The sequence below is a fragment of the Kitasatospora sp. NPDC029367 genome, assembly GCF_055569135.1.
The window spans coordinates 1-21,179 of the sequence record NZ_JBVHYH010000109.1; the positions used below are offsets into that span (position 1 = coordinate 1).

The 21,179-nt window shown below is 72.6% G+C and carries 14 protein-coding genes; 2 read left to right on the forward strand and 12 right to left on the reverse strand.

Features of this window, described 5'->3' with window-relative positions:
• Positions 1-206 precede the first annotated feature (206 nt).
• The 7 genes from trxA to ACZ4W5_RS35795 all read right to left on the reverse strand — a co-directional run bounded on the left by trxA (position 207) and on the right by ACZ4W5_RS35795 (position 10,972).
• Positions 207-533, reverse strand: a complete 327-nt coding sequence (gene trxA / locus ACZ4W5_RS35765) for a thioredoxin (protein WP_360242807.1) — start codon at positions 531-533, stop codon at positions 207-209.
• A 134-nt stretch (positions 534-667) separates the two neighbouring features.
• On the reverse strand, positions 668-1,630 hold the full coding sequence (gene trxB / locus ACZ4W5_RS35770; RefSeq protein ID WP_402485178.1) for a thioredoxin-disulfide reductase: 963 nt from the start codon (positions 1,628-1,630) through the stop codon (positions 668-670).
• Positions 1,631-1,824: 194 nt separating this feature from the next.
• The gene (locus tag ACZ4W5_RS35775; protein ID WP_465659287.1) at positions 1,825-2,772 is read right to left on the reverse strand and encodes a cupin domain-containing protein; all 948 of its coding nucleotides are present in this window, start codon (positions 2,770-2,772) and stop codon (positions 1,825-1,827) included.
• A complete protein-coding gene (gene sigM, locus ACZ4W5_RS35780) occupies positions 2,769-3,554 on the reverse strand; it encodes an RNA polymerase sigma factor SigM (protein WP_360227610.1) in 786 nt (261 codons plus the stop codon). Before sigM ends, ACZ4W5_RS35775 begins: the two co-directional genes overlap by 4 nt.
• 43 nt (positions 3,555-3,597) lie before the next feature.
• Positions 3,598-5,631: a protein kinase family protein gene (locus tag ACZ4W5_RS35785; RefSeq protein WP_465659289.1), complete on the reverse strand. Its 2,034-nt coding sequence runs from the start codon at positions 5,629-5,631 to the stop codon at positions 3,598-3,600.
• A 306-nt stretch (positions 5,632-5,937) separates the two neighbouring features.
• Positions 5,938-8,373, reverse strand: coding sequence for a murein biosynthesis integral membrane protein MurJ (gene murJ / locus ACZ4W5_RS35790; protein WP_402485168.1), 2,436 nt, complete (start codon positions 8,371-8,373; stop codon positions 5,938-5,940).
• Positions 8,374-8,431: 58 nt separating this feature from the next.
• A complete protein-coding gene (locus ACZ4W5_RS35795; RefSeq protein WP_465659290.1) occupies positions 8,432-10,972 on the reverse strand; it encodes a DUF6049 family protein in 2,541 nt (846 codons plus the stop codon).
• Positions 10,973-11,366: 394 nt separating this feature from the next.
• Between ACZ4W5_RS35795 and ACZ4W5_RS35800 the strand changes: the two genes are divergently transcribed.
• Positions 11,367-12,776, forward strand: coding sequence for a CCA tRNA nucleotidyltransferase (locus ACZ4W5_RS35800; protein ID WP_465659296.1), 1,410 nt, complete (start codon positions 11,367-11,369; stop codon positions 12,774-12,776).
• 76 nt (positions 12,777-12,852) lie between these two features.
• Here ACZ4W5_RS35800 and ACZ4W5_RS35805 read toward each other — a convergent pair whose 3' ends face one another.
• The 5 genes from ACZ4W5_RS35805 to ACZ4W5_RS35825 form a co-directional block, all read right to left on the reverse strand.
• Positions 12,853-13,866 carry an LppU/SCO3897 family protein gene (locus ACZ4W5_RS35805; RefSeq protein ID WP_465659292.1) on the reverse strand — a complete coding sequence of 338 codons (1,014 nt, stop codon included), beginning with the start codon at positions 13,864-13,866 and terminating at the stop codon, positions 12,853-12,855.
• Positions 13,867-13,900: 34 nt separating this feature from the next.
• On the reverse strand, positions 13,901-14,536 hold the full coding sequence (locus tag ACZ4W5_RS35810) for an LppU/SCO3897 family protein (RefSeq protein WP_360227595.1): 636 nt from the start codon (positions 14,534-14,536) through the stop codon (positions 13,901-13,903).
• A 155-nt stretch (positions 14,537-14,691) separates the two neighbouring features.
• Positions 14,692-16,026 (reverse strand): MFS transporter, encoded by a 1,335-nt coding sequence (locus ACZ4W5_RS35815; protein ID WP_402485159.1) that lies wholly within the window; start codon positions 16,024-16,026, stop codon positions 14,692-14,694.
• Between the two features lie 156 nt (positions 16,027-16,182).
• Complete coding sequence (locus tag ACZ4W5_RS35820; protein ID WP_360227589.1) at positions 16,183-17,265, reverse strand: inositol-3-phosphate synthase; 1,083 nt, start codon at positions 17,263-17,265, stop codon at positions 16,183-16,185.
• Positions 17,266-17,392: 127 nt separating this feature from the next.
• Entirely contained in the window at positions 17,393-18,109 is a 717-nt protein-coding gene (locus ACZ4W5_RS35825; RefSeq protein ID WP_402485153.1) for a PadR family transcriptional regulator, read from the reverse strand.
• Between the two features lie 515 nt (positions 18,110-18,624).
• Between ACZ4W5_RS35825 and ACZ4W5_RS35830 the strand changes: the two genes are divergently transcribed.
• Positions 18,625-21,105 carry a transglycosylase domain-containing protein gene (locus ACZ4W5_RS35830; protein WP_465659295.1) on the forward strand — a complete coding sequence of 827 codons (2,481 nt, stop codon included), beginning with the start codon at positions 18,625-18,627 and terminating at the stop codon, positions 21,103-21,105.
• Positions 21,106-21,179: the final 74 nt, after the last annotated feature.

Consider the following 21,179-nt stretch of genomic DNA (forward strand, 5'->3'; position numbering starts at 1 on the left):
CGCGCTCTCCCCCCCCCCCCCCTCCCCCACCCCCCCCCCCCCCCCCCCCCCCCCCCCCCCCCTCCACCCCCCCCCCCCCCCCCCCCCCCCCCCCCCCCCCCCCCCCCCCCCCCCCCCCCCCCCCCCCCCCCCCCCCCCCCCCCCGCCGTTGGGTCCCGGTTGACCGGGAGAGTGACCGGGAGGCCTAGAAGAGGCCTAGAAGAGGCCTAGAACAGGCCGTCCAGCTCGCGCAGCAGCGCGGCCTTCGGACGGGCACCGGTGATCTGCTTCACCGGCTGGCCGCCCTTGAAGAGGATCAGGGTCGGGATCGAGATCACGTTGTACTCGGCGGCGGTCACCTGGTTGGCGTCCACGTCGAGCTTGGCGACGGTCAGCTTCTCGCCGTGCTCGGCCGCGATCTCCTCCAGGAGCGGGGCGACCTGGCGGCACGGGCCGCACCAGGTGGCCCAGAAGTCGACCAGGACGGGCTTGTCGCTCTCCAGGACGTCGGTCTTGAAGGTCGTGTCGGTGACGGTGGTGGTGGCGCCGGCCACGGGGACTCCTCGGGTTAGGACGGAGGGGGCTGCTGCCAGGTGAACAACGGGCGGGCCCGTTCTGTTTCTGCCTGGCCGGGGCGGGGGTGTTTCACGTGGAACACCCCCGCGGGGTTCGGTCGGTTGCGGGGAGGTCAGACCGCGACGGCGGTCTTGTTCTCGGCGTCGTCCAGGGCGGCCAGGTAGCGCTCGGCGTCCAGCGCGGCGGAGCAGCCGGTGCCGGCGGCGGTGATGGCCTGGCGGTAGGTGTGGTCGACGACGTCGCCGGCGCCGAACACGCCCTCGATGTTGGTCCGGGTCGAGGGGGCGTCGACCTTGAGGTAGCCCTCGGCGTCGAGGTCGAGCTGGCCCTTGAACAGCTCGGTGCGCGGGTCGTGGCCGATCGCGATGAACAGGCCGGTGACGGGCAGCTCGCGGGTCTCGCCGGTGCTGGTGTCGCGCAGGGTGACGCCGGTCAGCTTGGGGTCGCCGTGGATGGCGTCGACGGCGCTGTCCCACTCGAAGCGGATCTTCGGGTCGGCGAAGGCACGCTCCTGCATCGCCTTGGAGGCGCGCAGGCTGTCCCGGCGGTGGATGATCGTGACGCTCCTGGCGAAGCGGGAGAGGAAGGTCGCCTCCTCCAGGGCGGTGTCGCCGCCGCCGACCACCGCGATGTCCTGGTCGCGGAAGAAGAAGCCGTCGCAGGTCGCGCACCAGGAGACGCCGCGGCCGGAGAGCTTGTCCTCGTTGGGCAGGCCGAGCTTGCGGTGCTGGGAGCCGGTGGTGACGATCACGGCGCGGGCCTTGTGCACGTTGCCCTCGGAGTCGGTGACGGTCTTGACCTCACCCGTGAGGTCCACCGCGACGATGTCGTCGGGGATCAGCTCGGCGCCGAAGCGCTCCGCCTGGGCCCGCATGTTGTCCATCAGCTCGGGGCCCATGATGCCGTCCCGGAAGCCGGGGAAGTTCTCGACCTCGGTGGTGTTCATGAGCGCACCACCGGCGGTGACGGCTCCCTCGAAGACCAGCGGCTTGAGGGAGGCACGGGCCGTGTAGAGCGCGGCCGTGTACCCGGCCGGGCCGGAACCGATGATGATCACGTTACGGACGTCGCTCACTGCTTCTCCTGGTTCGCATCGCGACCCGCGTTTGCTGCGGGGAGGGCGGTCCTGCTCCGCCGCCCGGGACAACGACTGACCAGTGTCTCGCATTCCCAGGCGGATCAGTACCAGGCGCCCGAACTCCGGAAGTGGCGTGCCGCCCCGGTCGTCGATCGCATGGGAACGGCCTTCCGGTGGCTGGGAAGGGCTGCTCAGTGGCCGGGGACGGTCCGTTGCAGGACGACCGGGCCGCAGTCGGGGGAGCGCAGGAAGACGTCCACGAATCCGGGCCGACCGGGGGCGGGGTAGACCAGGACGTCCACCGGGGAGCCCTGGTAGCTGCCCCGGTCGGTGGCCAGTGGGGTGCCCGGGGCGGGGGCGCGGCAGTCGGCGGGGGAGACCGGTGCGGTGGGCGAGGCGGGGCCGGAGAGCTCCGGTCGGGAGCCGTCGGCGGGCGCGGCGCCGGACTTGCCGGGCCCGGTGGCGCGCAGTCCGGGCTGGGAGCCGGAGCGGTCCAGCAGTTGCTGCACCTGGTCGGCGAGCCGGTCCTCCTGGTAGACGGTGCCGGGGCCCGTCAGGTGCGGGGTGCGGGCGCTCTGCTCGCCGGGGGAGCCCACCGTGCCCGCCGCGGTGGCGGAGGCGGTGGTGCGGGCGGGGGAGTCGTCCTGGTGCAGCAGCAGGGCGCCGCCGAGCCCGACGGTGGCCAGCGCGGCGGCCGCCCCGAGCAGCAGGGCGAACCGGCGGCGGCGCGGGCGGGGGCGGCCGGGGCCGGAGGTCGAGGACGGGCGGGCCGGGGGCGCGGAGGGCGCCGCGGCGGCCCGTACGGGCGTGGCGGGGGCCCGCTCGGGGCGTCCGGCGGCACCGGTGGGCCCGGTGGGCTCCGCCGGGGAGGGGTGGTCGGCGCGGGCGGCCTCGGCGAGGGCGGCGTCCAGCCGGGCGGCGACGTCGGCGGGCATCGGTTCGGGCTCGACGGTGCCGAGCAGCGTCTGCACCTCGGCCAGCGCCTCGACGGTGCCGCGGCACTCGGCGCAGCCGTCCAGGTGCCGGTGCAGGGCCTCGGCGGCCCCGGCGGGCTCGACCAGGCCCTCGGCGAGGTCGGCCAGCTCGTCGACCGAGGGGTGGGCGTCGGCGGGCCCGGGGGAGGAGAGGGGGGCGGTCATCGCGTGCTCGCGTCTCCTTCCAGCATCGTGCGGCCGGTGCTCGGGCCTGTCCCTGTGACGGTGCGGGGGCCCGTCGGGTTCCCCCTGGTCCCGCCCGGCGGGGGCGGGGCGGTACCGGACGGGTCGGGGGCGGGGCGCCCCGGGGGCCGGCCGGCCGGTGTTTCACGTGAAACGTGCCGTCCGTCGCCGTCCCCGCTGTCGGTCCCGCCCTTGGTCTCGCCGTCGGTCTCGCGCAGGTGCCGGACCAGGGGGAGCAGCCGGGCCCGGCCGCGGGCGCAGCGGCTCTTCACAGTGCCCACCGGGACGCCCAGCAGCTCGGCGGCCTCGGCGACCGGGTAGCCCTGCATGTCGACCAGGACCAGCGCGGCCCGCTGCTCGGGGGGCAGTTCGGCGAGCGCCGCGGTCAGCTCGCGCTGTACCTCGGCCCGGACCACCGGGGAGTCGGCCGGCTCGGCGGTGCCGACCAGGCGGTCCAGCCGCTGCGGGTCCTCGTCCAGCGGGCTGGTGCGCCGGGTGGCGCTGCGCCGGGCGCGGTCCAGGCAGGCGTTGACCACGATCCGGTGCAGCCAGGTGGTGACCGCCGAGCGGCCCTGGAAGCCGGCGGCGGCCCGGAAGGCGGAGACCAGGGCGTCCTGGAGGGCGTCCGCGGCCTCCTCGCGGTCGCCCAGGGTGCGCAGGGCGACCGCCCAGAGGCGGTCCCGGTGGCGGTTCACCAGCAGGCCGAAGGCCTCCTGGTCGCCGGCGACGTGCCGGGCGAGCAGCGCCGCGTCGTCGTCCGCCACTGCTACCCCTTGTCGCCGTCGTCCGGTCTGCGCGGGCGGGCGGTCAGCCGAAGACCTTCACCTCGTTGACCTGTCCGCGGTAACCGCCGCCGCTCGTATCCTTCGGCAGGCTGGTCATCCAGATCAAGAGGTAACGCGTGTTCGTCGGGCTGCTCAGGGTGAAGTCGGTGGTGGAGCCGGTCTGCTTGTCCAGCACGGTGAAGGCCTCGGGCTGGGCGTCCTGCGGCTTCGCGGCGGCCTGGGCGTTCGGCACCCGGAGCTCGGCCGTGTGGGTGCCGGCGAACTGGACGCTCACCGAGCTGACCGCCTGCACCGAGCCGAGGTCGATCAGCAGGCCGGTGCCGTCCTTGAACGGCGGCTTGGGGCCGAAGGGGTCGTTGTAGCTCTTGGTCACCCAGGCGGTGTTCGGGTCCCCGTCGAAGACCTTCGGGAGCAGCCAGAGGGACTCCGGGGAGTCGCCCCGCGGGTTGTAGGAGAAGGCTTCCTTGATCTGGATCGGCACCGGCGGGTGGGCCGTCGGGCGGGCGCTCGCGGCGGTGCTGCTGATCGAGGTCTGCGGGGTGGCGACGGCCTGGTTGTTGTTGCGCAGGCTGCCGACGAACTGCCAGGAGGCGACGCCGATCGCGCCCAGGGCGACCGTCCAGGCGGTGGCCTTGACCACCCGGCGCAGCCGGCGCTTGGTGCGCCGGGCGGCGGTGGGCCGGGAGGAGGCCGGCAGCGGGGCGACCGCCGGGTCGGCCACCCGGGTGGGGTTGGGTGCGGTCGGGAGGGCGTGGGTGTTGTGCCGGGGCGGGGTCGGGAAGGCCGGCAGCTCGGGCTCGGGCTGGCGGATCCGGGGCAGCTTCGCGATCGCCCGGACCAGCTCCTCCGGGGTGGTGATCGGCTCGGCGTGGTGCGGCGGGTGGTCGAACAGGGCGCGCGCCGCGAGCTCGGACAGGCCCTTGTGGACGCCCGCGCGGACCTGGTCCGGCGCGGCGTTCTGCAGGTCCTTGGGCAGTCCCTTGAGGTCGTAGCGGTCCTCGGGGTACGGCCAGCGGTGGGTGAGCGCGGCGAAGAGCAGTGCGCCGATGGCCCGGGTGTCGGTGCGCTGGGCGTCCTCGGTGGAGTCCTCGGCGGGCAGCCCGCGCAGGGCGGCGTCCACCGCGATGCCGTTGATCCGGTACTGGCCGCTGTCGGTGCGCAGGACGCAGCGCGGGGTGAGCCGCAGGTGTGCCTTGCCGCGGCGGTGCGCGGCGGCGACGGCGTCGGCGACCTGGCGGACCATCTGGTACGCCTCGTGCGGCTCCATCGGCCCGTCGGCGAGCAGCTTGGCGAGGTCGGAGGCGTGCGGCAGCCACTCCCGCACGACGTACACCAGCTCGTTCTCCTGGACGGCGTCCAGCACCTGGACGAAGCGCGGGTCGCCGAGCAGGGCCGCGGACTTGGCGGCGGCCAGCACCTTGCGGGCGCGCTGGTGGCCGGAGGCCATCAGGTGGACGCCGACGGCCCGGCGCAGCTTCTCGTCGACGGCGCGCCAGCTGCTGAAGGTCTCGGTCTGGGAGATGCACTCTTCCAGCAGGTACCGGTGGCCGATCTTGTCGCCGCTGTGCCGCATCGGCGCGGGGAGGGTGCGCGGGAGGGTGGCGGTGTCGCGCGGGTCGACGGTGGGCTGGGGGTCGGTGGGGCGGCGCTTCTCGGGGGCGGGCTGCGGGGCGGGAGCGGGCTTCTTCCGTGGGGAGCCGGCCGCCAGTTCGGCGGCGATCTCGTGGACGGAGAGCGGGGCGGTGATCTCCGAGGTCTCCTCGCTCACCGCCGTCCCGGGGGTCGGGCCCTCCTTGTCGTCGACCTCTTCGTCGTCCCCGCTGTCGGGCTCGGCGGGGGACTCGGCCTTGGCCTTGGACTTGCCGCCGGCCTTGGTGGGGGCCTCGGCGGAGGCCGCGGAGGAGTTCCCGGGGGCGTTCGTGGAGGAGGCGTCGGCGGAGTCCGCCGGGGCGGTGTCCCCGCTCCCGAGCTCGTCGATCGCCGCAGCCAGCGCGGCCTCGTCCGCCGCCGCGTCAGCTGTTGACGTGTCGACGACCGCCTTGGTGCCATCAGCCACCGTGGTCCTGCCTCCCCTTGTGTCGCCCCGGCCTGAGAGAGTCGCTGGAGCCCGCGGATTGGCCGCCCTGTGCTCCAGGACAATTGTGCCCACTCTTCACCACCGGGTACGACCGCTGAAGGGTCCGCTCGGTTGCATGCCGGTGGAGAGATGTGGTGCAGATCCGACACCGGGCCGCCACGTGGCGGCCCGGGCGTGTCCGGTGGTGGGTGGCGGCCCGTGCTGCGGCCGGACGGGCGGGGGCGGTGTCGGCCCCGGTCGACGCCCGGTCAGGGCGCCCGCTCGTCCGGCCGGTTGTACTCGGACTCAGCGGCCCAGTCGGCCGCGGACCATGCCCAGCATGGCGTTCATCTCCTCGATCCGCAGGCGCTTCGCGATGAACACGAACACCAGCAGCTGGAGGCCGCCGCCCAGCAGGACCGACAGCACGCTGCCCGGCCAGCCGCCGAGCACCTGCTGGACCGCCAGGCTGACGCCGAGGCCGACCACCGCGGCCGGGACGCAGGCCGTGGCCAGCCGGCTGTAGGTCTTGCCGATCCGCTTGGTGTCCAGCCCGCCGATCTTCTTCTTGAGCTTGGGCACCGCGACCGTCACTCCGACGGCGTAGGCGAGGCCGTAGCCGAAGGCCATGCCGGTCACCGTCCACTGCGCGGGCAGCGCGACCCAGCAGATCAGCGAGAAGCCGGCCTGGCAGACCGCCACCCAGACGGTGTTGGAGAACGGTGTCCGGGTGTCCTCGTAGGCGTAGAAGCCGCGCAGCATCACGTACTGGGCCGAGTACGGGATCAGCCCGAGCGCGAAGGCCGAGAGCATCAGGCCGACGTTGGTCGCGTTGTCCAGGGCCGTCCCGCCGCCGCCGACCGCGTAGATCGAGCGGCCGATCGCCGGGCCGAGCGCCAGGAACAGGAAGGCCGCCGGGACGACCGCCACCGCGGTGGTGCGCAGCCCGTACGACAGGTCGTCCCGGACGGCGCCAGCGTCCTCGTCGGCGGCCGCGCGGGAGAGCCGGGGGAGCACCGCGCTCATGATCGAGACGGTGATGACGGCCTGCGGGAGCTGCCAGATCAGCAGGGCGTTGGAGAAGGCCGAGAGGCCGACACCGCCGTGCCCGCCCTGTTCGGCGGCACTGCCGGCGGCGGTCGCCAGCTGGGTGATGACCAGGTAGCCGGCCTGGTTGGCGAGCACGAAGAAGAAGGTCCACTTGGCCAGCCGGGCGGCCTTGCCCAGGCCGTGGCCGCGCCAGTCGAAGCGCGGCCGGAAGCGGAAGTCGGCGGCCCGCAGGTACGGGATCATCGCCAGCGACTGGACCACCAGGCCGAGCAGGGTGCCCAGGCCGAGCAGCCGGACGCCCTCCGGGGTGATGTTCTCCGGGGTGATCTGGGTGCCGTTGAAGCCGCCGTAGACCCAGATGTAGGCACCGAAGGTGAAGATCACCACGATGTTGTTGAGGACCGGGGTCCACATCATCGCGCCGAACCGGCCCCGGGCGTTGAGGATCTGGCCCATCACCACGTGGACGCCCATGAAGAAGATGGTCGGCAGGCAGTAGCGGGCCAGGGCCACCGTGGTGTCGGCGCGGGCCGGGTTGGTCATCATCGGGTGGGCGATCAGCTGGACCAGCAGGGGCGCCCCGAGCACGGCCAGGAAGACCACGCCGCCGAGTCCGACCATCACCAGGGTGAGCAGCCGGTTGGCGTAGGCCGTCCCGCCGTCCTCGTCGTTCTTCATGCTGCGCACCAGCTGCGGCACGAAGACCGCGTTCAGCGCGCCGCCGCCGATCAGGATGTACAGCAGGGTGGGCAGGGTGTTCGCCGCGTTGTACGAGTCACCCATGACCGCGATGCCGATCGCGCCGGCGATCACCATGGTCCGCAGGAAGCCGGTGCCGCGGGAGACCAGGGTGCCGGCCGCCATGATCGCGCTGGAGCTCAGCAGGCCGGCGACCTTGCCGCCACCGCCGCCGGGGGCCGGGGCGGGCTCGGCCGCGGGGGCGGCCTGCTCCTCGGCGAGGTCCGCCAGCGGCTCGACCGCCGGGGGCACCGCCACGGCGGCCACCTGCATGGTGGCCTCCTCCTCGGAGAGCGGCGGGTCGAACTCGATCGGCGGCACGAACGGCCGCTGCCCGTCGTGGCCGCCGTGCTGCGGCTGCCCCGGGTAGCCGCCCATCGGCGGGTACGGCGCGGGCGCGCCCGGCGGCACCGCCGAGGCCGGGGGCACGGGGGCGGGCTGGGGGGCGGGCGGCTGGGCCGCGGCCTCCGGCTGACCGCCGCCGAACAGCGCGTCCACCCCGACGTACTCGGTGGTCTCGGTGTTCCAGGCGGATGCCGGGCCCGGCTCCCACTGCGGCTGCGGCTGGCTCCACGCCCCGGGGGCCGGGGCGGAGACCGGTGCCGCGGGGGCGGCCTGCTGCGGCCAGCCGGGCTGCACCGGGGTGTCCCAGCCGGGCTGCACGGGGGGCACGGGGGGCGAGAACGGTGTCGACGGCACCGGCGTCGGGTAGCCGCCGCCCTGCGGCGGCAGTTGCGGCGGCACGTCGTACGCGGTGGCCGGCGGCGGCGCCGCGGCGGGCCGTCCGGCCTGGAGGCCGTACGGGTCCTGACCGTCCTGCGCCGTCCCGTACGCCTGTGCGGCGTACGGGTCCTGGGCGTAGGTGTCGGCCACGTACCAGTCGCCGGAGGGCGACTCGGCGCCCGGCCGGCTCTCACCGCGGCCCGGCGGCCGCTCCTCGCTGCGCCCGGTCATGTCACCTCTTCGCTGTTGTGGGGGGAGACCGGCCCGGGGTTGCGGGGGGTCGGCGGTGTCAAGGACCAACCTTCTCATCACTGGCGGTCCGATCCCGGCCATCCGGGCTGCTGGCGCGCGGTGTCTGCGTGGGACCCCCGTCCGCGGCACCGTTCTCCGGCCGGTCCGCCGCCCGGTCCGCCGTGGTGGCGTCCGGGTCGGTCGGCTGGGTGGGCTCGGCGGGCTCGGTGGGCTCGGTGGGCTCGGCCGCGGCGGCGCCCGCCGGCCCGCCGTCCGCCGGGCCGTCCCCGACCGGCTGGTCGCCGTCCTCGTGCGGCTGCCCGCCGCGCCGCTTGCGCTGGCGGACGAAGCGCAGCGCGGCGAGCACCAGCAGCACGGCGGCGCCGGCGAAGACGTACAGCACCCCGTTGGTCACCGAGGTGACCTCGACGGTGAAGGTCTGGGGCTGGCCGTAGGGCCGGGAATCGGGGCCGGTGGTCCACAGCTGGGCGACCATGGTGACCGGGCCGTTGCTGCGGGCCTCGGCGTTGAAGCGCAGGGTGACGCTCTGCGAGGCGGGGAGGACGAGCTGCTCCGGCAGGCCGACCCGCAGCCTGTTCGGCTGGTTCGAGGTGAGCCGCAGCTGCAGGTTGGTGACCGTCTGGGTGAGGTCGTTGCGCACGCTGACCTGGAGCTGGCCGGTGTTCCCGGCCAGGGTGACCACGTTCTTCCTCGGGACCTGGACGGCGGTCGTGAGCTCGTTCAGGTAGTTGGTGACGCCGGTGCGGTAGGCGTCGCCGGACGGCGCCTGGGCCCGCCACTCGGTGGACAGCGAGCGGACCATCGCGGCGCTGAACGGGCCGCGCACCCGCTGTGGCAGGGTGAGCACCCGCATCAGGGTGTCCAGCTTCTGCTGGAGATCGTCGGTGCCGCTCAGGGCGGAGGCGGGCAGCTCGGAGGCGCGGGCCTGGGTCGGGTAGTCGGCGGGCGAGGGGACGCCGGTGTTGGCCTTCGGGTCCGGCGCGGCCTGGGCCAGCACGTCCAGCTTCACCGGGGTCAGCCACTTGTCCCCGGCCGTCTGCAGGGCGCCGGCCAGCGCCTTGGCGGTGTTGGCGGTCAGCTCGCGCGGCGGCATCACCAGCAGGCCGCGCTGGTTCTGCGGCTGCTCGTGGGTGATCGCGTAGGTCTCGGCGAGGAAGCGCTGAGTCGCGTCGGTCTGGTCCTTCGGGGTGCTCAGGTCCTTCTGGAAGGGTGCGGAGACCGGGTCGTCGGCGACCACCGCGTTCTGCCCGTTGCCGATCGGGCGCACCGCGGTCGGGGTGTAGTTGACCGAGTCCGGGTCGGGCATGCTCGCGCCGTTGACCAGCACCAGGCTGCTGCCCGCCTGCCGGGCGATGCCGGCGATCTGCTGGTCGAGGTAGCCCTGGTACGGCCAGGCCACGTCGGAGCGGGTGTCCACCGAGAGCCGGCCCTCGACGGTCAGCCGGCCGGCGGTGGCGGCCTTGCTCAGGGCGGTGCCCATGCCGCTCAGGTCGGCGCCGTTGTGCGCGATCGAGGCGAGGTCCGGGTCGGCGTACGGCAGCGCGACGACCTGGCTGCCCGACTTGGCGACGGCCGCCCGCAGCTTGTTCAGCCAGGCGTCGGCGGCGGCCGAGGCGGGGCGGCCGACGGTGTTCTCGTCCTTGGCGGACTTTCCGGAGGACTCGTTGCCCGGCTTCTGCACCCGGTACGGCTTGGTCATCGCGAACGCGGCGTCCAGCAGGTCCGGGTCGACCACCCAGGTCAGCCCGTTCAGCTTGGCGCCGGTGTCGACCAGCTCGTACAGCCGGCCGCCCGGCGCGAGGTCGGCGGCCAGGCTGTCGTCGCGCAGCACGGAGAGGCTCTGGTCGCCCTCGGCGTAGGTCTGCGCGGCCAGCACCGGCGCGTGCACCAGCGGCCAGAGGGTGGCGACCTTGGTCGGCTGGGCCTCGCTGCTGCCCTGGGAGTAGGGCAGGAAGGTGCGGGCGATGCCCAGGGCCCGGTCGCGCGGGTTGTCCGCGGTCGAGCCCCAGGCGTCCACCGCGAGCTCGTAGACGCCGCTCTCGGAGAAGCCGAGGTCGCTCACCGCGACGCTCAGGGTGTACGGCAGGCTCTGGCCCGGGTTGAGCTCCGGCAGGGCGTACTGCGGGCTGTCCAGTTCCGTCCCGTCGTCGCCCCGCGGGCTGGTCCGGGCGGCCACGCCCTGGAGCTCGCTGCGCCGCTGCAGGGGCTTACTGGAGACCGGCTTGCGGACCGCGGCGTGGGCGCCCTTGAGGGCCGACTTGCCGGAGTTGGTGACGTGACCGGTGATGGACACGGTGCCGTTCTGGACGGCCAGCTGCGGGGTGACCGTCTCGATGGTCAGCACCACCGGGTACTCCGCGGTGGCCGTCGAGTCGACGCTCGGGCGGACGTTGCCGCCGGCCGGCAGGGCCGCGGCGGGGGCGGCCGCGACCAGTGCCAGGAGCGCGCCGCAGGCGGCGGCGAAGCGGCGCGCGCGGCCGCCGGTGCGCCGTTCCCCGGTGCGGGGTTCGGTCGGGCCGTCGGCCCGTCCAGGTCGTCGGTGCGCCCCCAGGCCCGAGTGCCGTGCCGGCTCACTCACTCGTTTCGCCCTCGCCGTTCTGTTCGCTCGCTCGCTGCTGATGCTGTCCGTCCGGCACGGTCGCCCGACGTTCCCCGCTCGACGTTCTTCGTTCGACGTTCTTCGCTCGACGACGTACGCCACCCCGCTGCCGCGGAGGGATCCGTCGGCACGGCGGCACGCGACACCGCATCCCCGGTTCCGGTGTCCGCGCTTCGTCCACCGGCATGGTAACGATCCAGCCTGGCGTGCAGTGTTGCGGGCTGTGGGGTGAGACGCCCAAAACGCGCGGGCGGTTGACCTTCCGGGGCACGTACCCTTGTGAGCCGTGTCCACTGCCAATGAGCCCACCGCGCGTATCGACCGTTCCAGCACCGCCCTCCAGGTCGTCCCAGGCCTGAGCGAGGCCCAGACGATGGGGCTGCAAGAGCTGCTGCGGGTCTCGCCGGTCGCCGACGAGATCGCCCGCCGCTTCCAGGCGGCCGGGCACCGGCTGGCCCTGGTCGGCGGCTCGGTGCGGGACGCGCTGCTCGGCCGGCTCGGCAACGACCTGGACTTCACCACCGACGCCCGGCCGCAGCAGGTGCTCAAGCTGGTCAAGGGCTGGGCGGACGCGGTCTGGGACGTCGGCATCGCCTTCGGCACGGTCGGTGCCCGCAAGGACACCCCCGAGGGCTCCTTCCTGATCGAGATCACCACCTACCGCTCCGAGGCGTACGACCGCACCTCCCGCAAGCCCGAGGTGACCTACGGCGACACCATCGAGCAGGACCTGGTCCGCCGCGACTTCACGGTCAACGCGATGGCCGTCGACCTGCCCGGCCGCGGCTTCGTCGACCCGCACCACGGCCTGGAGGACCTGGAGGCCCGGGTGCTGCGCACCCCCGCCACCCCCGAGGAGTCCTTCTCCGACGACCCGCTGCGGATGATGCGGGCCGCCCGCTTCGCCGCCCAGCTGGACTTCGACCCGGCGCCCGAGGTGGTCGCCGCGATGACCGCGATGGCCGAGCGGATCACCATCGTCTCGGCGGAGCGGGTGCAGGCCGAGCTGAACAAGCTGCTGCTGGCCGCCCACCCGGTGAAGGGCCTGCGGCTGCTGGTCGACACCGGCCTGGCCGGGCACGTGCTGCCGGAGCTGCCCGCGCTGCAGCTGGAGAGCGACGAGCACCACCGGCACAAGGACGTCTACGAGCACTCGCTGACCGTCCTGGAGCAGGCCATCGACCTGGAGCAGGACGGCCCGGACCTCACCCTGCGGCTGGCCGCGCTGCTGCACGACATCGGCAAGCCGCGCACCCGCCGCTTCGAGTCGGACGGCCGGGTCTCCTTCCACCACCACGAGGTGGTCGGGGCCAAGATGACCCGCAAGCGGATGCGGGAGCTCAAGTACTCCAAGGAGCTCACCGAGGACGTCTCGCGCCTGGTCGAGCTGCACCTGCGCTTCCACGGCTACGGCGGCGGCGAGTGGACCGACTCGGCGGTGCGCCGCTACGTCACCGACGCCGGGCCGCTGCTGGAGCGCCTGCACAAGCTGACCCGCTCCGACTGCACCACCCGCAACAAGAAGAAGGCGGCCGCGCTGTCGCGCACCTACGACGGCCTGGAGGAGCGGATCTCCGAACTGCAGGCCAAGGAGGAGCTGGACGCCATCCGCCCGGCCCTGGACGGCAACCAGATCATGGAGCTGCTCGGCCTGGGACCCGGCCCGCAGGTCGGCAAGGCGTACAAGCACATGCTCGAACTGCGGCTGGAGCACGGCCCGATGGAGCCCGACGAGGCGGTCGCGGCGCTGCGAGCCTGGTGGGCCGAGCAGCAGCAGGGCTGACCCGGGCGACGCCCCGGACGCACCGCGCGGCGGTCACCATCCCCTTCGGGACGGTGACCGCCGCGCTCGCGTCCGGTCAGCCGTTGACGTGCTTGAGGCAGAGCACGTAGTTCAGCGAGGGGAGCTTGGTGTAGGTGCGGGTGTAGGAGCTGTCCGACTTCGGCTGCTTCTCGCAGACCTTCTCGTCCGAGGTGGCGAAGTACTTGTAGACCACCTTGTACTGGGCCTTGGGGTCGGTGCAGGGCAGCACGGTGATGTTCGGGTGGTCGTCCGCGGTCGCGCTGTTGGAGTTCTCGTTGCGCAGGCAGTCGCCGATGCCGGCGCTGTCGACGTCGTCCTTGGTCGCGGGCGGCGGCAGGGTGATGCTCGGCAGGGAGAAGGTGGGCATCGGGATCGGCGGCGGGGTGTAGCTGAACGTGGGCGACGGCCGCGGCGACGGCGAGAAGGTCACCGTGTCGGTCGGCTTCGGCCCCGCCACGGGGCCGGAGTCCTGCTTCGGGCCGATCACGCCGGTGGCCAGCAGGACCCCGGTGACCAGCAGCGAGACCGGCACCAGCAGCATGGCTATGTGCGGACGGCTGCCCAGCGGGGTGCCCGGGTCCAGCTGCGGGCCGTGGGTGCCCGGCATGGGCGGCGGCAGCCGCTTGATCCGGTTGTGGGCGCCGAGGTTCATCAGCAGGGTGATCACGGTCAGGATCGGCGAGACCCAGCTCCACCAGCCCTGGACCAGCGTCCTGGCGGACATGTCGCGCACGGTGGCCGTGCCGCAGGTACGGCAGAACGGGCCGTGCATCCGCAGCATCCGGAACGCGATCAGCAGGCCCTGGTGGCCGCGGACGGTGGCGCGCACGGCCGGGAAGCCGCCGCAGAAGCGGCAGTGCTCCCCGTCCGTCGGGGCCGGCGGCGGGTAGCCGTAGCCGTAGCCGGGCGGCTGGGCGCCGTACGGCTGCTCCGGCGGCGGCGGGGCGCTCGGGTAGCCGTACCCCGGCGGGGGCGGCGGAGGCGGGGCGCCGTACGGGCCGCCGGCGTACGGGTTGCCGTCACCGGGTGGCGGGCCGTAGGGCAGCTGGGGAGGAGGTGGAGCGGACAAGGGATCCCCCGGAACAAGGACGTTGGTGGAAGGGTCAGGACTTCTTCACCGGCGGGTAGCCGGTGGTGGTGGGGGTCAGGGGGCCGAGGCAGAGCACGTACCGCGTCTTGTTCCAGCGGCGGCCGCTCTTGCCCGAGACGGCGCTGGTGGTCTGCGGGGTCTGCCGGCAGCGGGTCACGTCGGTGGTGCCGGTGAACTTCGACAGCACCTTGTAATTCGCTTTGGAATCAGTGCACTTGACGATCTCGACGTCACGGGAGCCGCTCACCCGGACACAGTCCCCGGGCTTGGCGCTGCTGACGTTCGGGCCGCTGAAGAAGTACGCGCCCGCGAGCACGACGCAGCCGCCGACCGCCCCGGCGATCCGCAGCTTGGCGCGGGCACCGCGCTTGGCGGGCGGCGCCGTGGGGGCCGCACCGGGCTGCGGGTAGCCGTACGGCCCGGCGGGCGGCGGCGGCCCGTACGGCGCCTGCCCGTGGGGAGGCTGGGGGTACGGGGCCTGGCCGTACGGGGGTTGGGGGCCCGGCGGCGGGCCGCCGTACGGGCCCGGGGCGTACGGCTGCTGGGCGGGTGGTCCGCCGTACGGCGCCTGGGCGTACCCGGGTGGGGGCGGACCGAAGCCGGGCGCCGCGGGTGGCGGCGGCCCGTACGGACCGGTCGGTGTGCTCATCAGTTCGCCCCCCGTGGCAGAGTGCTGTCTTTCCGACAGGTTTACGTACCTTAGCGACTGGGTCGGACGCAATCGGTCCGGTGGCCGCAGCCGGACTCCGGGACGAAGTGGTTTCGATTCCGGTACCGCGCGGTGTCAGTGGGCCCCCGCCGGCGTCAGTGCGCCTCGCCGGGCAGGGGGCCGGACCGCCGGGCGGCCCGCAGGTAGCCCACCGCGGTCAGCCCGTACACCACCGCCACCCCGACCACCACCGTGACCGAGCGGCCGGACAGCGGCAGCACCAGCGCCGTCACCAGGGCGGCGGCCACGAAGGCGACGTTGAACAGCACGTCGTAGATGGCGAAGACGCGGCCGCGGTACTCGTCCTCGACCGACTCCTGCACCACGGTGTCGGCGCAGATCTTGGTGCCCTGGGTGACCACCCCGAGCAGCAGCGCGGCGGCCAGGGTGGGGACCGGGGCGAAGAACAGGCCCAGCGCGGGGACGAAGACCACCGGGGCGAGCAGGCAGACCGTCATCCAACCGGCCAGGCCCAGTCGGCGGGTGCACCAGGGGCTGACCACCGCGGCGACGAAGAACCCGGCGGCCGACAGCCCGACCGCCTGGCCGAGGGTGGCCAGCCCGGCCGCGCTGTCGGTCGGGGCGTTGAAGGTGTAGCGGGCGAGCATCACCACGACCACGATCAGCACGCCGTAGCAGAACCGGGCCGCCGTCACGGCGGCCAGCGCGTGCACGGCCGGGCGGCAGTCCCGCACCAGGTGGCGGACGGCGGCGCCGAGCCCGACGGCGGCCCGCACCAGTGCCTGGCGGAGCGCGGGGCGCTCGCCGTGCTGGTCCGGGCCGAGCAGGTCGCGGTCCATCCGGCGGGCGGCCAGCGCGGCCGAGAGGTAGAGCAGCGAGGCGACGGTGACCAGCGCGGCGTCCGCCTTCGGCCCGGGGGCCATCAGCTGGTGCAGCAGGAAGCCGATGCCTCCGCCCGAGGCGGCGGCGACGGTCCCGAGGGTGGGGGAGAGGGCGTTGGCGGTGACCAGCCGGTCCTGCTCGACCACCCGGGGGAGCGCGGCCGACAGCCCGGCCAGGATGAACCGGTTGAGCGCGGTGACCAGCAGCGCCGAGGCGAAGAACAGCCAGGTCGGCGCCTCGACCAGGAGCAGCGCGCCGGTGGCCAGGCCCAGCCCGAAGCGGGCCAGGTTGCCGAAGTAGAGCACCTGGCGCCGGCGCCAGCGGTCCAGCAGCACCCCGGCGAACGGGCCGATCACCGAGAACGGCAGCAGCATCACGGCCAGCACCGAGGCGATGTCGGCGGGGGAGGACTGCTTCTCGGGGGAGAAGACCACGTAGGCGGCGAGCGAGACCTGGAAGACGCCGTCCGAGAGCTGGGAGAGCACCCGGGCGGTGAGCAGTCGGCGGAAGTCCCGGCCGCGGAGCAGACCGAGGAGCGTGGCGCGGTGCGCGGACTGGTGGGTGCTGCCGTTCTCGGTGATCGCCACCCGCCCAGGGTGCCACGGAACCGGGCGCCGTTTCACGTGAAACATTCGCTGCGCGAACGTGAAGGGCTCACGACCGGGTGGTCGTGAGCCCTTCTAACAACGTTACGAGCGGTCAGCTCAGCGCTCAGAGCTCGACAGTCGCGAACCGAGCTGCGTTCAGCGCTCGACCTCGCCGCGGATGAACTTCTCGACGTTCTCCTTGGCCTCGTCGTCGAAGTACTGGACCGGCGGGGACTTCATGAAGTACGAGGAGGCCGACAGGATCGGGCCGCCGATGCCGCGGTCCTTGGCGATCTTCGCGGCGCGGACGGCGTCGATGATGACACCGGCCGAGTTCGGGGAGTCCCAGACCTCGAGCTTGTACTCCAGGTTCAGCGGGACGTCGCCGAACGCGCGACCCTCCAGGCGGACGTAGGCCCACTTGCGGTCGTCCAGCCAGGCCACGTAGTCCGAGGGACCGATGTGGACGTTCTTGGCGCCCAGCTCGCGGTCGCGGATCTGCGAGGTGACGGCCTGGGTCTTGGAGATCTTCTTGGACTCCAGGCGCTCGCGCTCGAGCATGTTCTTGAAGTCCATGTTGCCGCCGACGTTCAGCTGCATGGTGCGCTCGAGGATGACACCGCGGTCCTCGAACAGCTTGGCCATCACGCGGTGCGTGATGGTGGCGCCGACCTGGGACTTGATGTCGTCACCGACGATCGGCACGCCGGCCTCGGTGAACTTGTCCGCCCACTCCTTGGTGCCCGCGATGAACACCGGCAGGGCGTTCACGAAGGCGACCTTGGCGTCGATGGCGCACTGGGCGTAGAACTTGGCGGCCTGCTCGGAACCGACGGGCAGGTAGCAGACCAGGACGTCGACCTGCTGGTCCTTGAGGACCTGGACGACGTCGACCGGGGCCTCGTCCGACTCCTCGATGGTCTCCCGGTAGTACTTGCCCAGGCCGTCGAGGGTGTGGCCGCGCTGGACGGTCACGCCGGTCGGCGGGACGTCGCAGATCTTGATGGTGTTGTTCTCGCTGCTGCCGATGGCGTCGGCCAGGTCGAAGCCGACCTTCTTGGCATCGACGTCGAAGGCGGCGACGAACTCCACGTCACGGACGTGGTAGTCACCGAACTGGACGTGCATCAGCCCGGGGACCTTGCCGGCCGGGTCGGCGTCCTTGTAGTACTCGACACCCTGCACCAGCGACGCGGCGCAGTTGCCCACGCCCACGATGGCTACGCGAACCGAACCCATTCCGGTTGCTCCCTGTGATCTCATGAGCGCCGTCGGAACCGACGGCACTCGTCCTGCTTCTTCGAATGACTGCTTGTACGGGCGCGAGGCGCCCACTCCTGCCGCGTGGCACAGGGCTGACGCGGTGTCAGCGCTCCTGGGCGGAGCGCCCCGGGCGGTCGTACGGTGGCCCGGACGGGTCGGGGGACCCGGTCTCCTGGCCACGGCCGTCCGAAGTCGTGTGGGGTACGGCGGTGGTTCCGGCGGTCCCGGTGGGGGCGCCGGTGGCGGGCCCGGTCCGGCCGGTGCGGTTGGCCCGCTCGGTCTCGATCAGCTCGTTGAGCCACCGGACCTCGCGCTCCACCGATTCCAGGCCGTGCCGCTGGAGTTCGACGGTGTAGTCGTCGAACCGTTCGCGGGCGCGGGCCAGCGCGTTGCGCATCCGCTCCAGGCGCTCCTCCAGCCGGCTGCGGCGGCCTTCCAGGACGCGCATCCGGACCGCTCGGTCGGTCTGACCGAAGAAGGCGAAGTGGACGCCGAAGCGCTCGTCCTCCCAGGCCTCCGGGCCGGAGTCGGCGAGCAGCTCCTCGAAGCGCTGCTTGCCCTCGGGGGAGAGCCGGTAGACGATCTTCGACCGCTTGCCGTTGAGCGCGGTGGCCGGGACGTACTCGACGTCCGGGTTGTCCTCGACCAGGAAGCCCTGGGCGACCAGGCTCTTCAAGCACGGGTAGAGCGTTCCGTAGGAGAGCGCCCGCAGTGCCCCGAGCAGGATGTTGAGCCGTTTGCGCAGTTCGTAGCCGTGCATCGGGGCGTCGTGGAGCAGCCCGAGGACGGCGAACTCCAGCACTCCTGAGCGCCTGCCCACTGCCGTCGTCCTCCTCCCTCTCGACCCTCGCTCCGGCCGCTGCATCGGCGGTATGCCGCTTCGATGTATCGGCTCGATATATCGAGAACAGTAAACCCGACCCCCGGAACGAGCAAGGGGGGCACGCGTGAATGTGATCACAAGCCGACGCGCGGGTGGGGTTGGCAACGGGCGTGTAATGATCTGCTGCCGTTTTGCGGGTATTGGCACCTGATGCCCGATTAGGAGGGATTTCCCGCTGCGTACGCTGTCGCGTGTGCACGAGGACCAACCTCCGGGGTTAGGGCGGTCCGGGCATCGGACAGGAACCCTGCCAACAGGTCGACCGGGCCTGGCGAGGAGCGGCTGGAAACATGAGCGAGCGACGGCGAAGGACGCCCAATTCGGGCGGTGACGGGCAGCAGCCGCCGGGAGGCGGCGGCCGTCGGGGCGGCCCCGGTCCCGACGAACTGGGCTCGGAAGGGATCGGCCGTCGACGCCCGCCCGGTGTCCGGGAGACCGCCCAGCAACCCCGGATGACCCGTGCCGAGATGCGCAAGGCCGCCCAGAAGAAGGGCAAGGGCGGTGGCCGGCGCGGTGCCGCCGCCGCCTCCGCTGCCGCGGCCGGCCCCGGCAAGAAGCGCTTCATCGACTACCCGCGGTTCGGCAAGACCGGCTTCCGGCGCTGGCTGCCCTCCTGGAAACTGGTGTTCAGCGTCTTCCTGCTGTTCTTCGCCATGGGCGTGGGCGGCGTGTTCTACCTCTACCAGACCACCGAGGTCCCCGACCTCAAGGCCCTGGTGAACAACCAGAACACCATCTACTACTGGGCCGACGGCTCGGAGATGACCCGCAAGGGCGACACCAACCGGCAGATCGTCGAACTCAGCGACATCAGCCCCAACCTGCAGAACGCCGTCATCTCGGCCGAGAACGAGACCTTCCGCACCGACAGCGGCATCGACCCCAAGGGCATGCTGCGCGCCGTCTACAACATGGCGAAGGGCGGCGAGACCCAGGGCGCCTCGACGATCACCCAGCAGTACGTCAAGAACGCCTACCTGAGCCAGGAACAGACCATCGACCGCAAGGTGAAGGAATTCTTCATCACGCTCAAGATCAACCGGCAGAAGTCCAAGGAGGACATCCTCAAGGGGTACCTCAACACCAGCTGGTTCGGTCGCAACGCCAACGGCGCCCAGGCCGCGGCGCAGGCGTACTACGGGGTCAACGCCAAGGACCTGAACCTCTGCCAGAGCGCGATGCTGGCCGGTCTGTTGAAGGGTGCCAACTACTACGACCCCTCCAAGCCGGCCAACCACGAACGCGCGGTGGAGCGCTGGAAGTGGATCCTGGACCGGATGGTGACCACCCACAACGCCACTGCGGAGGAGCGGGCGAAGTGCACCACCTTCCCCGAGCCGATCGCGTTGAAGCCCAGCTCCAACATGAACGGTGAGATCAGCTACCTGGTCGACACCGCCAACCAGTACGTGATGGCCACCGACAAGTCGGTCACCCAGCAGATGATCGACAAGGGCGGCCTGAAGATCTACACCACCTTCGAGAAGGACAAGGTCGACGCCCTCAAGAAGGCCGTCGACGACGTCAAGGGCGAGAACCTCGACCCGCAGAAGCGGCCCAACAACGACACCTTCGTCCAGTTCGGCGCCGCCAGCATCAGGCCCGGTGACGGGGCGATGGTCGCCATCTACGGCGGCGACGGCGTGGAGAACGGCCACTTCGACAACAACGCCAACGCCGGCGGTGTCCAGGTCGGCTCGACCTTCAAGCCCTTCGTGCTGGCCACCGCGATGCAGACCGGTGTGCAGACCGCGAAGGACACGGACGGCAAGCCGAAGCGGATCAACGCCGACAGCCGCTACCTCGCCGACGACATGTCCGAGATCCGCAAGCCGGACGGCTCGCTGGTGATCGGCGACGACGGCAAGCCCTACCGGCAGAAGAACGAGGACGCCGGCAAGCGCGGCTACGTCTCGCTGCGGCAGGCCATGCAGTGGTCGTACAACGTGCCGTTCGTCCAGCTCAACCAGGACGTCGGCGGCCCCGCCGTGGCCGACATGGCCGTGCAGATGGGCATCAAGCGGGAGAGCCTGGCCGACCCGAAGACCGCGACCTTCCCGCTCGGCACCTCGACCATCAGCCCGATCCGGATGGCCACCGGCTACGGCACCCTGGCCGCCAGCGGCAAGGAGGCCGAGCCCTACTCGGTCACCAAGGTCGAGGTGGACGGCAAGGAGCGTCCGGGCTTCGGCAAGAAGGACGTCAAGGTGGCGCTGGAGCCGGCCGTCGCGGACAACGTCACCGACGTGCTGGTGAACGTGGCCAAGAACGGTACCGGTACCAAGACCAACAGCCTGGGCCGCCCGGTGGCCGGCAAGACCGGTACCACCGACCAGAACAAGTCGGCCTGGTGGGTCGGCTACACCCCGCAGCTGGTGACCAGCGTCGCGATGTGGCGCGAGGACCCGAGCAAGCACGACCGGGAGTCCCTCAACGGCACCGGCGGCAAGGAGTCCATCCACGGTGGTGACATCCCCACCGACATCTTCACCCGGTACATGAAGGCCGCCCTGGCCAACGAGAAGAAGATGGACTTCCCGACCCCGCAGCCGGTCGGCACCGAGGTGGACTCCTCCGGCGCGCCGTCCACGGTCAGCGCGACGCCCACCCAGAGCGCGAGCTCCACGCCGACCACGGTGGAGACCCAGCAGCCGACCCAGCAGCCCAACCAGCCGCAGCCCCCGCAGCCGACCCAGAGCAGCGGCTGCGTGCAGGGCGTGGACTGCCCGCCGACCGCGCCGCCGTCGCGGACCCCCCACCAGCCCACGCCGACGGGCTCCTGCTTCCTGGGGATCTGCCAGTCGCCGACGCCGACCGGGAGCACCGGAGGTGGTAACGGGGGCGGCGCCGGTGGCAACGGCGGCACCGGCGGCAAGCCGACCCCGACCAGCACCGGCGGCGGCATGCAGGGCGGCGGCGGAGCGGCCGGGTAGCAGCCCCGTCCGACCGGTCCGACCGGTGAGAAGCCGAGAACGGCGGTGGCGGTCCTCCTCGGAGGACCGCCACC